Origin of the sequence: Bacillus sp. FSL L8-0199 (genome assembly GCF_038005705.1) — a bacterium.
GTDB lineage: Bacteria > Bacillota > Bacilli > Bacillales > Bacillaceae_G > Bacillus_A > Bacillus_A cereus.
This window is the reverse complement of record NZ_JBBOTS010000001.1, coordinates 4,301,753-4,317,885: the sequence shown is the minus strand read 5'-3', so window position 1 is coordinate 4,317,885 and position 16,133 is coordinate 4,301,753. Positions and strand designations below refer to the sequence as shown.

Genomic DNA, 16,133 nt, shown 5'->3' with positions numbered 1-16,133 from the left:
ATTGAGAATTGCTGTAATTGGAGCAATGGAAGAAGAAGTACGTATTTTACGTGACAAATTAGAACAAGCAGAGACAGAAACAGTTGCAGGTTGTGAATTTACGAAAGGGCTATTAGCAGGGCATGAAGTAATCTTGTTAAAGTCTGGTATTGGTAAAGTAAACGCAGCGATGTCAACGACAATTTTATTAGAAAAATATAAGCCTGAAAAAGTAATTAATACTGGTTCAGCTGGTGGATTCCATCATTCTCTAAACGTAGGTGATGTAGTTATTTCCACTGAAGTTCGTCACCATGACGTAGATGTAACAGCATTTAACTATGAATATGGTCAAGTACCAGGAATGCCGCCTGGATTTAAAGCTGATGAGGCGTTAGTTGCATTAGCTGAGAAATGTATGCAGGCTGAAGAAAATATTCAAGTTGTAAAAGGTATGATTGCAACAGGTGATTCATTTATGAGTGATCCGAACCGCGTTGCAGCCATCCGTGATAAATTTGAAAATCTTTATGCGGTAGAAATGGAAGCAGCAGCAGTTGCACAAGTATGCCACCAATATGAAATTCCGTTTGTTATCATTCGCGCACTTTCTGATATTGCTGGTAAAGAATCAAATGTTTCATTTGATCAGTTTTTAGATCAAGCAGCTCTTCACTCTACAAACTTTATTGTAAAAGTGTTAGAAGAGTTAAAGTAATGTAACAAAAAGGCAACTGTCTCATATAAAGAAAATACATACAGTTGCCTTTTCTTTATTGGCAAACAAGGGGGAGAACACGATGAATGTATATCGTGGAGTTCATGAGTTAATTGGTCATACACCAATTGTAGAAATTACTCGTTTTTCACTTCCGAAAGGGGTCCGTTTATTTGCAAAGCTTGAATTTTATAACCCAGGCGGAAGCGTTAAGGATCGTTTAGGAAGAGAATTAATCGAAGATGCGCTAGAAAAAGGGCTTGTTACCCAGGGTGGAACAATTATTGAACCGACTGCTGGGAATACTGGTATTGGACTGGCACTTGCAGCATTAGAACATGATTTACGTGTTATCGTTTGTGTACCAGAGAAATTTAGTATTGAAAAACAAGAATTAATGAAAGCACTAGGTGCAACGGTCGTGCATACACCGACTGAGGAAGGAATGACCGGTGCAATTGCTAAAGCAAAAGAGTTAGTAAATGAACTACCGAATTCATATTCTCCAAGTCAGTTCGCAAATGAGGCAAATCCTCGTGCATATTTTAAAACATTAGGACCTGAACTGTGGGACGCATTGAATGGAGAGATTAACATATTTGTTGCTGGAGCAGGAACTGGCGGTACGTTTATGGGGACTGCATCTTATTTGAAAGAAAAAAATATAGATATTAAAACAGTGATTGTAGAGCCAGAAGGATCTATTTTAAATGGTGGTAAGGCTGGTTCACATGAGACCGAAGGAATTGGACTGGAATTTATCCCGCCATTTTTGAAGACATCTTATTTTGATGAAATTCATACGATTTCTGATCGAGATGCATTTTTACGAGTGAAAGAATTAGCCCAAAAAGAAGGACTTCTCGTTGGGAGCTCTTCAGGAGCAGCATTTCATGCGAGCTTACTGGAGGCAGAGAAGGCAGCACCAGGTACAAATATTGTAACCATTTTTCCTGATAGCAGTGAGCGCTATTTAAGTAAAGACATATACAAAGGATGGGAATAAAAAATGAGAGCAAAGACAAAGTTAATTCATGGTATTCGCATAGGAGAACCTTCAACTGGATCTGTAAACGTACCGATTTATCAAACAAGTACGTACAAACAAGAAGCAGTTGGTAAGCATCAAGGATATGAATATTCACGTACAGGTAACCCAACACGTGCAGCTTTAGAAGAAATGATTGCTGTATTAGAAAATGGGCATGCTGGATTTGCATTTGGTTCAGGAATGGCTGCTATTACAGCGACAATTATGTTGTTCTCAAAAGGTGACCACGTAATTTTAACAGATGATGTTTATGGCGGAACATACCGCGTTATTACGAAAGTATTAAACCGTTTCGGTATTGAGCATACATTTGTAGATACAACAAACTTAGAGGAAGTTGAAGAAGCGATTCGTCCAAATACGAAAGCAATTTATGTGGAAACACCAACGAATCCACTACTAAAAATTACTGATATTAAGAAAATATCTACTCTTGCTAAAGAGAAAGACTTATTAACAATTATTGATAACACATTCATGACGCCATATTGGCAGTCGCCGATTTCTTTAGGAGCAGATATTGTGCTTCATAGTGCAACGAAATATTTAGGAGGTCATAGTGACGTAGTTGCAGGTTTAGTAGTTGTAAATAGTCCACAACTAGCAGAAGATCTTCACTTTGTACAAAACTCAACAGGAGGTATTCTTGGGCCACAAGATAGCTTCTTACTACTTCGCGGTTTAAAAACATTAGGAATTCGTATGGAAGAACATGAAACGAATTCACGCGCTATTGCTGAGTTCTTAAATAATCATCCAAAAGTAAATAAAGTATATTACCCAGGTCTTGAATCACATCAAAACCACGAATTAGCAACAGAACAAGCAAACGGATTTGGTGCTATTATCTCATTTGATGTAGATAGTGAAGAGACATTAAATAAAGTACTTGAGAAACTACAATACTTTACACTTGCTGAAAGCTTAGGAGCGGTAGAAAGTTTAATTTCTATTCCATCTCAAATGACACATGCATCAATCCCAGCCGATCGCCGCAAAGAATTAGGAATTACAGATACATTAATTCGTATTTCTGTCGGTATTGAAGATGGTGAAGATTTAATTGAAGATTTAGCACAAGCGCTAGCATAATAAAAAATGCACTGCTCTATATTAGCAGTGCATTTTTTTATTACATCATTTGTGAAACATTTCACAAAATAGACATACACAAACGAAATGATTTCATGTATATTGAATTCAGGAAATGTTACTCACGAACAAACTTGTGAAACTTTTCACAAACAATGAAATTCATGTAGGAAAGCATCTCTATTTTTTTGTGTTAATTGGGACTTATTTTGACCTATAGGGACATATAAGGACCGTGATAGTAGAATAGGAGGAAATTCACATGGTAGTCAAAGAGAAAGTTGTAAATGAAATGCAGGAAGTAAAAAAGATGATTGATACGCTAGTAAATAATGGTCAACAAGCTTTACAAGCATTAGAAAGTTTTACACAAGAGGAAATTGACAACATTGTTCATGAAATGGCATTAGCAGGTGTTGATCAACATATGCCGCTAGCAAAATTGGCAGTTGAAGAAACTGGCCGTGGTGTATATGAAGACAAATGCATTAAAAATATTTTTGCCACTGAATATATTTGGCATAGTATAAAGCAAGATAAAACGGTAGGGATTATTCACGAAGATCCTCATGAAGAAATAATAGAAATCGCGGAACCTGTCGGTGTAGTAGCTGGGGTAACGCCAGTAACGAATCCAACGTCGACAACAATGTTTAAAGCGTTAATTGCGATAAAAACAAGAAATCCAATTATTTTCGCATTTCATCCTTCCGCACAAAAATGTTCTGTGGCAGCAGCGAAAACCGTATATGATGCAGCGATGAAAGCTGGTGCACCAAAACACTGTATTCAATGGATTGAAAGACCGTCTGTTGAAGCGACGAAACAATTGATGAACCATGATGGTGTAGCACTCGTTCTAGCAACTGGAGGCGCTGGTATGGTGAAATCAGCTTACTCTACTGGAAAACCAGCGTTAGGCGTTGGTCCTGGTAATGTACCGTGTTATATAGAAAAATCAGCACATGTAAAACGAGCTGTTAATGATTTAATTTTATCGAAAACATTTGATAACGGTATGATTTGTGCATCGGAACAAGCAATCATTGTCGATAAAGAAATTTATGATGATGTTAAAACAGAAATGATTGAAAACAATTGTTACTTTGTAACAGAAGAAGAAAGAAAAAAATTAGAAAAGCTCGTTATAAATGAAAATACATGTGCAGTAAATAGTGATATTGTAGGGAAATCAGCACAGTATATTGCCGATTTAGTTGGGATCACTGTTCCTGAACATACAAAAATGCTTGTAGCTGAAATTCAAGGTATCGGAGCAGCATATCCGTTATCTCGTGAGAAACTGAGTCCAGTATTAGCTTGTGTGAAGGCGAATTCATTAGAAGAAGGATTTACATATTGCAAAGAAATGTTGAACCTCGGTGGTTTAGGACATTCAGCAGTTATCCATTCTACAAATAAAGATGTGCAAAAGCAATTTGGGTTACGTATGAAAGCTTGCCGTCTCATTGTAAATGCACCTTCATCACAAGGTGGAATAGGGGATATATATATAATGGATTTATTCCATCACTTACACTTGGTTGTGGTTCATACGGAAAGAATTCAGTTTCCCAAAATGTAACAGCGACTCATTTATTAAATATAAAAAGGCTGGCAAATAGAAAAAAGAATATGCAGTGGTTCAAACTGCCACCAAAAATTTATTTTGAAAAACATGCTACAGCTTATTTAGCAAATATGCCTAACATTTCACGTGCATTTATTGTAACGGACCCCGGAATGGTTGAACATGGCTATGTCGATACAGTCGCGCACTATTTAAACAAGAATGCAAATGATGTGAAAGTTGAAGTTTTCTTTGAGGTCGAACCAGATCCATCAGATGAAACTGTTTTCAAAGGTGCGGAAATGATGAAAAGCTTTAAGCCAGATGTAATTATCGCACTTGGTGGTGGTTCAGCTATGGATGCAGCAAAAGGAATGTGGTTATTCTATGAGCATCCAGAAACGACATTCTATGGTATTAAACAGAAATTTTTAGATATAAGAAAACGTACATGTAAATATCCGGAATTAGGAAATAAGGCGCAGTTTGTTGCGATTCCAACGACATCAGGAACGGGATCAGAAGTGACACCATTTGCGGTTATTACAGATAAGAAAAATAATATAAAGTATCCGCTCGCAGATTATGAATTAACACCAGATGTAGCAATTGTTGATCCACAATTTGTAATGACAGTACCACCACATGTAACAGCAGATACTGGTATGGATGTTTTAACACATGCAATTGAGGCGTATGTGTCTGTTATGGCAAATGACTATACAGATGGATTAGCATTAAAAGCCATTGATCTCGTATTCAAATATTTACCGAGAGCATATAAAGATGGAAATGATGAAGAAGCAAGAGAAAAAATGCATAACGCTTCTGCAATTGCAGGGATGGCATTCGCAAACGCTTTCCTCGGTATTAATCACAGCTTAGCACATAAGATTGGACCAGAATTCCATATTCCGCACGGACGCGCAAATGCCATTCTAATGCCGCACGTAGTCCGCTATAATGCTATTAAGCCAAGAAAACACGCATTGTTCCCAAAATATGAGCACTTTGTGGCAGATGAAAGATATGCACATATAGCGAGAATGCTCGGTCTTCCAGCAAGTTCGGCAGCAGAAGGGGTGGAATCACTCGTCCAAGCAATTATTGAGCTTGGAAAAAGCTTAAATATTAATATGAGTATTGCGGGACAAGGAGTCGATAAAGAGCAATTTGAAGAGGTTGTTGGAGTATTAGCAGAAAGAGCTTTTGAAGATCAATGTACAACTGCTAATCCAAAGTTACCGCTTATTTCAGAGCTGAAAGAAATTTATATGGAAGCATATAAAGGTGAATAATGATAAAAAAAGAGCCGCAGTAAAAGCGGCTCTTTTTTTATTGGAAAATATCTCCCAGAATGGCTGTATTTACTGGTCTTTCAGTTTCATAGAATATGATACAGTGAAATGGAGGAGTGAGAATATAATGAAAGAATTAAAAGGAAAAATAGAAGATTATACTCGGTTTGGACAAATGCTTCTCGCTGTAAGTACATTGTTAATGGTTGGCTTATTGATTCCGAGTGGAGCAAAAGAGACAATCCAATTTTTTGTTATGATGGGGAGCATCGTTATATTTTTAAGCTTATCGTTCTTTTTCTTTCAGCGTGTGAAAGTGATGCGTGACCAGCTAGAGGAAAATGAATGTGAATAATATTGTTAACTAGAGCGCAGCGAAAAGAAAAAATCTTTTTGTCGCGCTTTTTGTTTTTTGTAGGAAAATATATGCGTTTCGTGTTGACAATGATAATCCTTATCAATTAAAGTAGAATAGTAGTTAATGATTATCATTATCAATTAGAGGTGAAGAAATGAAAAAATCTATTACGCTATTTACAGCGATTTTATCTATTTTTTTCTTGTTAATAGGTTGCAGTGCCAAAGGGGACGAAAAAGCGTCTGCAACCAAAACAGAAAAAGGAAAAGAGAAAATCGAAATTACCGACCTATCAGGAAGAAAGGTAACATTCGATAAAGTGCCAGAAAGTTTTGCAACATTAAGTATGGGGGACATGGATATTATTCATGCTTTAGGTGGAAAAATAGTAGGTCGCCCGGATACGAAATTAACTCTTCCGGATGAGCTAAAGAAAGCACAAGTAATTGGGAATGCACATCAACCGAATTTTGAGCAAATTGTTAGTTTAAAGCCCGATGTACTTGTTGCTAACAATGGATTCCAAAAGAATGTGCCAACGGTTGAAGGACAAGGAACGCAAGTTATCATTTCTTCTGCGAATTCTGTACAAGATATTCAAAAGAATATTGAATTATATGGAACGGTAATGAAGAAAGAAGATAAAGCAAAAGAAATTATTCAAAAAATGAATGATCAAATGAAGAAATATGAGAAAAAGAGCGATGTGAAAGCATTGCTAGTGTATGGCGCACCAGGAACTTATTTAGCGGCATTACCAACATCTTTATCAGGTGATATTTTAGAAAAAACAGGCGGAAAAAATATTGCTTCTGATTTTCCAGAAACGAAAGAATATCCGCAATATGCACAGCTAAGTGTAGAACGTATTATTGAGGCGAATCCAGATGTGATTTATTTAATTACACACGGAGATCCAAAAAGTGTGAAAAAAGCATTCGAAGGCGAAATGATGAAAAATGAAGCGTGGAAAAATTTAGAGGCAGTAAAACAAAACCGCGTAGTTATTTTGCCACCTGATTTATTTGGATCTAATCCTGGTACAAAAGTTACAGAAGCAATGGACTTTATGTATAAAAGTATACAAGATGTAAGGAAATGATACGTATGGAAAGTAGTGAAGTAGTAAGAGAAAAGGAACATCCTTTTGCGAAAAAAAGATGGATAATAGCAGTTACTTTAGTTGTATTAACAATCCTAGGTCTCTTTTACGGTCTTTTCGCAGGAAGTTTATCCTTTTCTGTACGAGATATTCTAACGGGTATACAAGATGAAGGTTCGACAGTTCATCGAATTGTATGGGATCTTCGCATACCGAGAGTGCTCATTGGGTTTATAGTAGGAACATGTTTAGCTGCATCTGGTACACTGCTACAAGGAGTTATGAGAAACCCTCTTGCAGATCCTGGTATTATCGGAGTTTCATCTGGGGCAGGCCTTGTAGCAATTGTCATCATGATTTTATTCCCACAGCATCTAGCTTTTTTACCACTAGGGGCGTTTTTAGGAGCTTTCATAACAGCGATGGTTATTTATGCTTTATCATGGCAAAAAGGGGCACCACCTTCAAGAATCGTCTTAGTAGGGGTGTCGATCAATGCATTAATTGGTGCAGCAACGTCAGCATTAATGTTATTACATAGTGACAAAGTACAATCGGTGTTACCGTGGCTAGCGGGTGGTATTGGTGGTGTAAGTTGGGCACATTTAAATATGATTATTTATTATGCAATATTCGCCATTATATTAGCTTTCTTTGGTATTAAGCATATTCGAGTGTTAATGCTTGGAGATGAAATGGCAAAGTTATTAGGACATAACGTGGAAAAAAGTCGGTTTTATTTAATCGTAGTAAGTACATTATTAGCTGGAATTGCAGTAAGTGTGTCTGGTCTGATTGGATTTGTCGGTCTTGTCGTACCACATATGCTACGTTTATTAGTTGGAAATGATTATAGATATTTGCTACCTTTATCATGCCTTGGCGGCGGGGTATTACTTGTTTTTGCGGATGCAATAGCTCGAAGTTGGTTTGACCCAATCGAATTGCCTGTTGGTATTTTACTGTCCTTCTTAGGTGGTCCGTTCTTCTTATATTTAATTCATAGAGGAGGAAAACAAAGTGATTTCCGTTAACAAAGTGTTTTACGCACACTCTGAAAGATTTCAAATGCAAAATATGAATGTACATATTAAGGCTGGAGAAATCGTTAGTTTAATTGGTCCGAATGGATCGGGAAAATCTACTTTGCTTCGTTTAATAGCAAGGCTACTGAAACAAAGCGAAGGGGACATCATTTTAGATGGGAAAAATATTCATATGATGAAGAGTGCTGATGTAGCGAAGCAATTAGCAATGTTACCACAAATGCATGATCATCAATTAGATTTAACAGTGAAAGAACTAATTGAGTTCGGAAGAGGTCCACATAAATCATGGAGTAGCCACTTAAATAAAGAAGATGAAGAAATTGTTGATTGGGCATTGTCTGTTACAAATCTTGAAGGGTGTGAATATCGTCTTTTACATTCTTTATCAGGAGGAGAACGGCAACGTGCTTGGATTGCGATGACGCTAGCGCAACGTACAAATGTCTTATTATTGGATGAACCAACAACCTTTTTAGATATCGTTCACCAGTTGGAAGTAATGGAACTTGTGAAACGATTAAATGAGGAGTTTGGAATGACAATTATAATGGTTTTACATGACATTAACCAAGCTGCTCAATATAGCGATCGTTTACTTGTATTAAAGCGAGGGAAAATTCAGTATGATGGTATACCAGAAGAAGTACTATGCCATGAAATGTTTCAACATGTATTTGGCATAGATGTAGATATTTTTCAGGGAAGTGACAAGCCTTTTTTTACACCGAAACGAATTTCTAAAAGGGGAGAAGAGCGATGCAAACAGAAGAGCGTATTACCATTGAATTAGTAAGAAAATTTGTTATGGCAGCTCACGGGGATTTAGAGAAAGTACAAGAGCTATTGGTTGAATCACCAAGCTTACTTCACGCCTCTTATAATTGGGGTGGATCAGATTGGGAAAGTGCGTTAGGCGCATCGGCACATGTAGGTCGTAAAGATATTGCTCTTTATTTACTAGAAAAGGGTGCTCGGATGGATATTTTTGCAGCAGCTATGCTTGGTGAATTAGAAGTTGTACAAGCTATTTTAGTAGCTCAACCAGAAGCATTGCGCGCATCTGGTCCTCATGGTATTTCTCTTCTTCAACATGCACGAATGGGTGGAGAGAAATCTAAGCGTGTATATGATTATTTAGCAATACTATCTTAATGAACGAAGGAAGTTCTTATGTGCGGTAAACTTTTCACTTGAAACAATTGGAAAGTTTACCGCCCGTTAGAACGGGATAAGTATCTAGTATATTTGAAAATCCTACACCCCCCTCAATTGTAGTTTTCTTTATGCTAGTTATGATATGGATGCAGTGGACAATATTTGTCTACTGCTTTTTTTGTTTCTATAAGATTGAATATTCTGTGTTATGTAGTTGATTCATTTATAATAAATGGTAACATTTATTGTGCATACAAAATATGATTGTGAAATTAAGAAGAAATTAGTAGAAAGGAGTGAAGGAATGTTTCATACAGACCGTTTACAAATTCGTAAATATACAATGGATGATTTACAGTTCTACGCTTCACTATGGGGAAACGAAAAAGTAATGCGCTATATTGGAAATGGGAATTTAAAAACATATATGCAATGTAAAAAAAGTTTGGAAGAGTGGGTAATTCCTAGCTATAAAAACGGCCTCGGTTTATTTGTATTAATTGAAAAGGAAACGGGGATACGGATTGGTCATGCAGGATTAGTAAAGCAGCAGATAGATGGAAAAGAGGAAATTGAAATTGGTTATTGGTTATTACCTCAGTATTGGGGAAAAGGCTATGCGAAAGAAGCAGCGGCAGCATTTCGAGACTATGGCTTCCAAGCGTTACGAATGAATAAATTGATTTCTCTTATTAATCCGGACCACCCCGCCTCAATCTTTGTCGCTAGAAAAACGGGGCTTAGTTATGAGAAAACAACTTCATTTCATGGGATGGATGTTCTCGTTTATTCCATTAGGCGCGTTGGATGAAAAAAGGTTAATTGCATTTTTTGAAGAATGGTATATAAAAATAAAGGGGGGATTACATGTACATTTATCATAATGGACTTATTATTCGTGAGGGAACGAATGGTGTACCTGCATATGCAATTAAGACTTTATTTGAAGATGCCGGTTGGAGCAATGATAATATCCCTTCTTGGCAAATTGAAAAATTCACGATAGCATTTGAAAATTCAACATGGGCATTCACAATCTGGGATGAAGAAGAGATGATTGCCATGGTTAGAGTCATTTCTGATGGAATCATGGTCGCGAACATAGTAAATTTAGTTGTGAAATGTGAATATAGAGGGAAGGGATTAGGTAAGAAACTTGTCGCTCTTTGTTTGCAAAAGCTACCACATGGTGACTGGTTTGCACATACTTCTGCGAACAATTTTGATTTTTATAGAAGCTGTGGATTTGAAGTTAGAGAGCTATCGAGAAATGGAACATGTGCGTATTATGGATATCAAGTCGCCAAAAGAGATGGTCACCGATAAATGAATGGCAAGTAAAAAAGTATAGCGAGGTAATTTTGAGACTTTTGATAATAGAGAATGGATTGAGGCTCGTTTTATGATAAAATAAAAGAAAATTCTGTTTATTTATAGGGGGATAAAAATGAGTATAAAAGTTGGGGATGTATTTAAATATGAAAGAAGATTTACTGAGGAAGAGGTTTTTGAATTTGCAAATATTACCGGTGATAAAGGTAGACACCATGTGGAATACGATGAAGATGGAAGATTAATGGTTCATGGTTTATTGACTGCTAGCATTGGGACGAAAGTGGGAGAAGAGTTACATTACATAGCAAGAGAATTAGTAAGTGAGTTTATTAGACCAGTGTTCACAGGAGATACGATCACTTGTGAACTAACTTTAACAAATGTTGAGCAAATGGAAGGCTATAAAAAAGTTTCAATCGAGTCAGTTTATCGCAATCAGCATGAAAAGACTGTACTAGTTGGGACAAGTTATGGAATTATAAGGGGATAAAAAAGAAGCCTGTTTAACAGGCTTCTTTTTTATTATTTAGTAAACACGTTTTCGATTTTCTGCATAACTAGAGATGAGTAATAATGCAGTTTCTTCTCCTATATTACGAACAATATGAGGAACACATGCATTCCATGAGAAAGAATCACCTTCTTCTACAATTGCAATATCTTCACCGTGCTGAACTTCTAGTTTTCCGCGTAATACAAGGTGACATTCTTCCCCTTCATGGGCATTTGGTGAGTTTTCTTTCGGGAATCCAGTAGGGATTTCTACTAAAGATAGGCGAAGGCCCCCTTGCTCCGCAACATGTTCAATTCTTTGCTCATCTTTGCCGTATACACTGTATTTCCGTTCTTCTTTTTTGACAATTTTTAATCGATCTTTTTGCTCTAACAATAAATAGGGAAGGGGAACGTTTAAAAAATTGGAGATCGTTTCTAAAGTTGAGATAGATGGTGATGTTTTATTATTTTCAACCTGACTCATAAATCCTTTAGAAAGACCTGTTCCCTCACAAATTTGTGCGATTGTTATGCCCCTACGTTGACGAATTTCACGTATTGCAGAACCAATATTCATAAAATCAAGCTCCTTTTTGTAAACAACTATTTGTATCATAGCAAAAAAAATATATTTTTTCCCAGTGAAAATGAATTGACGAATAAAAAAAATTAGTGTATGTTTTGTAATGTGAATAAAAGTTTTATATAATAAAACTATAAAGGAGAGAAAGAAATGAATCAACATATTGGTAACTTAATTATTCGTATCGTGTTAGGGGTAACATTCTTCATGCACGGTTTAACAAAATTCCAATCAGGAATTGACAATATTGCAGGGTGGTTTACAAGCATTGGTTTACCAGGAGGACTTGCATACGGTGTAGCAACATTTGAATTAGTTGGAGGCCTATTATTAATTCTAGGTTTAGGTGTAAGATATATTGGATTATTATTTGCACTTGTTATGGTTGGAGCAATCGTAAAAGTGAAATGGTCAGCTGGTTTATTGGGAGATGGAAAAAATCCTGGTTTCGAATTAGAACTTGCATTATTAGCAATGGGTGCATACTTATTTGTTGCAAAAGCTGATGGTTTTGTAGATAATTTCTTAAAAGAAAAAATGTCAAAGAAGAAATAATTTAAATGGGGGAGGCTAACAAGATGAGTTTTCAACTTCATCCCAATACAACACTTGATGTTGTTCATTTATACGTATCTAATGTAAAGAAATCACTAGAGTTTTATACGGAAGTACTAAGTATGAAGGTGCTAAAAGAAGAAAAAGCAGTCGTTACATTTGGGAATGAAAATGATGAACCACTTCTTATCATTGAAGAAAAGAAAGAAGCTTTTCCGAAGCAAAGAGGAAGAACAGGGTTATATCATTACGCAATTTTATTACCAAGTAGGCAGGATTTAGCGAATGTTCTTCGTCATCTTGTAGAAATGGTATATCCACTACATGGCGGGGCCGATCATTACTTTAGTGAAGCTCTTTATTTAGCTGATCCAGATGGAAACGGGATTGAAATTTATCATGATCGACAAAAAGAAGTTTGGCGTGATGAGAATGGAGAGCTCCCATTTGTTAGTAACCCGTTAGCTGGTGAAGAATTATTGCAGCAAGGAAGTACATGGAGTGGATTTCCAGCTGGTACTGTGATGGGGCATATTCATTTCCATGTAGCTGATTTAGAGGAAGCGAAACGTTTCTATGTTGATGGTCTTGGTTTTGAAGTAACGATCCCAGCTCGTAATGGAGCGTTGTTCGTATCAGCAGGTGGCTATCATCACCATATCGGTTTAAATACATGGCAAGGTGAAGGGGTACCACCGCAAATGCCAGGTTCTGTTGGTTTGAAATATTTCACAATTGTACTAGCGGATGAAAAACAAAAAGAACAAGTATGTGAAAGCTTAAAAAATATTGGCAAGATTGCTACGTACAAAGATGGAATATTACAAGTCGAGGATCCATTTGGACATTGTATCCATTTCAAAATAAAAGGAGAAGCCTAAAAAGGCTTCTCTTTTTTATTTTCTTATAATTGCATTTTCGTTTTGTAAAAATAGTTCATCAAATTGTTTTGCAAGCTCAAAATCTAGTTTCGTTAAACCTTTTGCATTCCAAGATGACAAAGTAATAATAACTGCTTTATACTGGATAAGGATAAATGGATGGTGATTATGTTCTTCTGATAGTTTGGCGGCTTCAGAGACAAATTCGACTCCTTTTAAGTAGTCGGAAAACATATATTTTCGTTCAATCCATTTCTCATCTTTTACCATCCATTTATCTACCTTCAATAATTCCTCGTGAACTTCTTCTTCAGTTAATCTTAGCATCATTTTTCACATCCTTTATTGGAAGTAACGCAAGACCATTGTTAATAAGGCGTGTTACAGCTTCGTCAGTTGTGAAAGTAGAAAGTTGATGTAGTAATGCTGCAGATGTTTCATGCCCTTTGTTATGCTCTAAAAGTAACTCTAATACTTCAAGGCGCAGCAACCATTCTTTCGCATAAAATTTATTTAATACTTCTTGAATTGCTACTAATTGATCGATATGCGCGTCGTGTAAAATCCCCTCACTTCGAATATCTCGAACTGTTTGATACATACGCTCGAGTTCATTCAGTACAAGCGGAGCAGGAATTTCTTGAACTTCTTCATCCATTGGGAAAAATGCTGCTGCATCTGCGGCACCTGGGAATACTGAAGTGATTTGTGAGCCAACAGCCATATCAAATGCGCCCCATGAAGCATCAAATAAAACGCGGGCGTTATAAGTAACTGTGCAATCGATAAAGGAAATAAGAGCAATTTTCTTATCGTTTTTCACAATATCTGTTACTGTTCCTTTTACATGAATACCACTTGCAAAAGTAAACTCAGCGATAGTTCCAATTGTAATTCCTAATGATTGTAGTTGTTCGTCTGTACAATTTTCTAATGCAATATTTTCAGTAAGTAATCCAATCGGTGTTCCAAATCCGTCACTGTGTACAGAAGTAGAATGATTCGCTAACTGTTTATTATGAAGCGCTAATGCCGTTGGCGAATTTGTTCGCATGTAAATTAATTCACCTGCATCGTTTTCAATTGTCTCGCTAAATGTACCTGTGATTTGTAATCCGCTATTTAGCCCAGCTGTTGCATAGTTCTCAGAGCGAATTGCTTTTTCTAAACCTTCTTTTCCACCTGTTTTAAAGGCCATTGTTTTAGAAAATGTTTCAAGCGCATCTGTTAATTCTTCAAAGGACTTGCAAACGAATAGTTGTGGTTGCATTTTTGTTACGTCATAAGTTGTCCCTGTACATGCTTCGATAGAAAATGGAACTTTTTCTACAGCGTCTGTTAAGCAATGTTTGCTTTCGCCAACAGAAGAAAGGAGACCAGCACCATATATTTTTGGATCATCTATATTTCCAATCAATCCATATTCTACTGTCCACCAGAAAAGACGTGAAATTTGTTCAGCTTCTGATAAACCAGAAACTAAGTTTTGTTTTTCGATTACAGCATTTTCAGCAGCCTTAACTTCATCAGGAGTAGAAGTAGGACTTTCTTTTACTATCGTTAATGTACGAACAGCTTCAAATGCATCATGTTCTTCTTTTGTAGAGAAAGCTTTTGCACCAATTTGCCCAAAACGTTTCACATATTTTGCATATGTAGGATCAAGTAAAATCGGTGCGTGTCCTGCGGCTTCGTGTACGATATCTGGAGCTGGTGTGTACTCGATATTTTCTACTTTCCGAATATCTGTTGCGATTGGTAGTAATCCGTGTCCTTGGAAATCGAAGAATGCTACACCGGGAATAAGTCCGTCAATCGTTACAGCGCCCCAGCCACTTGGTGCCAAACACTCATTCATTTCTTCTACTTTTGGAATTGAATCTATATTAATACCAGATGATTGTAGTCCGTTCACATAGGCTGGATGAGCAACGTCTTTTAAGAAACTATGATTTTGTCTCATAATATAACGCCACACAGCGTGATTCACCGGTGTGTATTGATCATAATGTTGTGTGGATACGAATGGTTTTAAATGCGATGGGATTTCTGTTTTCTTTGTCATTTAGACATCCTCCTTTTTTTTCAATAAAATTGAATATCGATTTCGTATAGCTTGTATCACCTCCTTTCATTTTTGTAAGCGCTTATAAAATTTTATCATAAGATTCGGAATTATTTAACATATGTTTCTGTGAGAAATAGAAAAAGCCCCTATCGGAAAATCCGATAGGGGCGAAAGAATCGCGGTACCACCCTATTTGTAAGAGAAAATATAATTACATCTCAATTAATGATAACGGAAAAATTCCGTCTTTTCCTTCATGCATAAAAGCACTACGAAAAAGAAGCTCCAGAATTGTAATTCATACTTATATATGTGCTAATTTCCACCGACCATTAGCTCTCTGTAACAGGGATATAAGATACTACTGCGATTCTTTCAACGCGTATATATGAAATTGTGTAAGAGGATGGATGCAAAAAAGTCCCTATCGGAAAATCCGATAGGGACGATAAAAATCGCGGTACCACCCTATTTGTAAACAACTAATTGTTTACCACTCACTTTACGATAACGGAAAGATCCGTCTTTCTCTTCATGCCATAAAAAGCATTACGGGAAAGAAGCTCCAGAATTGTAATTCACGCTTGTATATGTACTGATTCGCACCAACCATCAGTTCTCTGAGACAGTGATATAAGTCGCTACTAGCATTCCTTCAAAGCCGATATATAATTCGTTCAACTAAACTATGTTTTGTATTATAAAACTATATTAAAAAAATTGTCAACAAAAATTTTTTATCCCGTGTTAATGAGCAGTAAAATTCCTACCTCAAAATTCAGTGGAAGTAAAGAAGTAAAGAAGTAAAGAAGTAAGATGGGAGCCTAACTGCTCGTGAACCCCC

At 36.6% G+C, this 16,133-nt stretch carries 16 protein-coding genes, 1 pseudogene and 2 other annotated features; of the genes and pseudogenes, 14 read left to right on the top strand and 3 right to left on the bottom strand.

All coding sequences use genetic code 11. The annotated features are described in order from the left end of the window. The first annotated feature begins 1 nt into the window (after nucleotide 1). From mtnN to NST86_RS22130, 12 genes and pseudogenes are all read left to right on the top strand, one after another. Entirely contained in the window at nucleotides 2-697 is a 696-nt protein-coding gene (gene mtnN, locus NST86_RS22185; protein WP_001217024.1) for a 5'-methylthioadenosine/S-adenosylhomocysteine nucleosidase, read from the top strand. Nucleotides 698-779: 82 nt separating this feature from the next. After that, complete coding sequence (locus tag NST86_RS22180) at nucleotides 780-1,703, top strand: O-acetylserine dependent cystathionine beta-synthase (protein WP_016118652.1); 924 nt, start codon at nucleotides 780-782, stop codon at nucleotides 1,701-1,703. A 3-nt stretch (nucleotides 1,704-1,706) separates the two neighbouring features. Further along, nucleotides 1,707-2,840 (top strand): bifunctional cystathionine gamma-lyase/homocysteine desulfhydrase, encoded by a 1,134-nt coding sequence (locus tag NST86_RS22175; protein ID WP_001201908.1) that lies wholly within the window; start codon nucleotides 1,707-1,709, stop codon nucleotides 2,838-2,840. Between the two features lie 262 nt (nucleotides 2,841-3,102). Continuing rightward, nucleotides 3,103-5,708: pseudogene (adhE, locus tag NST86_RS22170) on the top strand (bifunctional acetaldehyde-CoA/alcohol dehydrogenase). A 127-nt stretch (nucleotides 5,709-5,835) separates the two neighbouring features. Continuing rightward, entirely contained in the window at nucleotides 5,836-6,063 is a 228-nt protein-coding gene (locus NST86_RS22165; protein WP_000661265.1) for a YrhC family protein, read from the top strand. 157 nt (nucleotides 6,064-6,220) lie between these two features. Next, complete coding sequence (locus NST86_RS22160; RefSeq protein ID WP_000748455.1) at nucleotides 6,221-7,168, top strand: ABC transporter substrate-binding protein; 948 nt, start codon at nucleotides 6,221-6,223, stop codon at nucleotides 7,166-7,168. A 5-nt stretch (nucleotides 7,169-7,173) separates the two neighbouring features. Further along, nucleotides 7,174-8,202, top strand: a complete 1,029-nt coding sequence (locus NST86_RS22155; RefSeq protein ID WP_002000971.1) for a FecCD family ABC transporter permease — start codon at nucleotides 7,174-7,176, stop codon at nucleotides 8,200-8,202. Further along, the gene (locus NST86_RS22150) at nucleotides 8,189-9,007 is read left to right on the top strand and encodes an ABC transporter ATP-binding protein (protein ID WP_000626524.1); all 819 of its coding nucleotides are present in this window, start codon (nucleotides 8,189-8,191) and stop codon (nucleotides 9,005-9,007) included. The genes NST86_RS22155 and NST86_RS22150 overlap by 14 nt, the downstream gene beginning before the upstream one ends. After that, nucleotides 8,974-9,369 (top strand): ankyrin repeat domain-containing protein, encoded by a 396-nt coding sequence (locus NST86_RS22145; protein ID WP_016118650.1) that lies wholly within the window; start codon nucleotides 8,974-8,976, stop codon nucleotides 9,367-9,369. The genes NST86_RS22150 and NST86_RS22145 overlap by 34 nt, the downstream gene beginning before the upstream one ends. Nucleotides 9,370-9,604: 235 nt before the next feature. Then, the gene (locus tag NST86_RS22140; RefSeq protein WP_136986246.1) at nucleotides 9,605-10,183 is read left to right on the top strand and encodes a GNAT family N-acetyltransferase; all 579 of its coding nucleotides are present in this window, start codon (nucleotides 9,605-9,607) and stop codon (nucleotides 10,181-10,183) included. A gap of 56 nt (nucleotides 10,184-10,239) precedes the next feature. Further along, on the top strand, nucleotides 10,240-10,698 hold the full coding sequence (locus NST86_RS22135; protein ID WP_000276114.1) for a GNAT family N-acetyltransferase: 459 nt from the start codon (nucleotides 10,240-10,242) through the stop codon (nucleotides 10,696-10,698). A gap of 121 nt (nucleotides 10,699-10,819) precedes the next feature. Next, complete coding sequence (locus NST86_RS22130; protein WP_000025014.1) at nucleotides 10,820-11,197, top strand: MaoC/PaaZ C-terminal domain-containing protein; 378 nt, start codon at nucleotides 10,820-10,822, stop codon at nucleotides 11,195-11,197. Between the two features lie 36 nt (nucleotides 11,198-11,233). Here NST86_RS22130 and NST86_RS22125 read toward each other — a convergent pair whose 3' ends face one another. Next, entirely contained in the window at nucleotides 11,234-11,779 is a 546-nt protein-coding gene (locus NST86_RS22125) for a helix-turn-helix domain-containing protein (RefSeq protein WP_001020693.1), read from the bottom strand. A 156-nt stretch (nucleotides 11,780-11,935) separates the two neighbouring features. Here NST86_RS22125 and NST86_RS22120 point away from each other — a divergent pair, with 156 nt between their 5' ends. Together NST86_RS22120 and NST86_RS22115 are read left to right on the top strand one after the other, a co-directional pair. After that, a complete protein-coding gene (locus tag NST86_RS22120; protein WP_001071552.1) occupies nucleotides 11,936-12,340 on the top strand; it encodes a DoxX family protein in 405 nt (134 codons plus the stop codon). Nucleotides 12,341-12,363: 23 nt separating this feature from the next. Beyond that, a complete protein-coding gene (locus tag NST86_RS22115) occupies nucleotides 12,364-13,221 on the top strand; it encodes a VOC family protein (RefSeq protein ID WP_000009857.1) in 858 nt (285 codons plus the stop codon). A 15-nt stretch (nucleotides 13,222-13,236) separates the two neighbouring features. Here NST86_RS22115 and NST86_RS22110 read toward each other — a convergent pair whose 3' ends face one another. Together NST86_RS22110 and NST86_RS22105 are read right to left on the bottom strand one after the other, a co-directional pair. Further along, nucleotides 13,237-13,551, bottom strand: coding sequence for a 4a-hydroxytetrahydrobiopterin dehydratase (locus tag NST86_RS22110; RefSeq protein WP_000979538.1), 315 nt, complete (start codon nucleotides 13,549-13,551; stop codon nucleotides 13,237-13,239). Further along, nucleotides 13,532-15,286, bottom strand: coding sequence for an aromatic amino acid hydroxylase (locus NST86_RS22105; protein WP_340934298.1), 1,755 nt, complete (start codon nucleotides 15,284-15,286; stop codon nucleotides 13,532-13,534). The genes NST86_RS22110 and NST86_RS22105 overlap by 20 nt, the downstream gene beginning before the upstream one ends. Nucleotides 15,287-15,449: 163 nt before the next feature. Continuing rightward, nucleotides 15,450-15,677 (bottom strand) — a binding site (T-box leader). Between the two features lie 50 nt (nucleotides 15,678-15,727). Next, nucleotides 15,728-15,957 (bottom strand) — a binding site (T-box leader). Nucleotides 15,958-16,133: the final 176 nt, after the last annotated feature.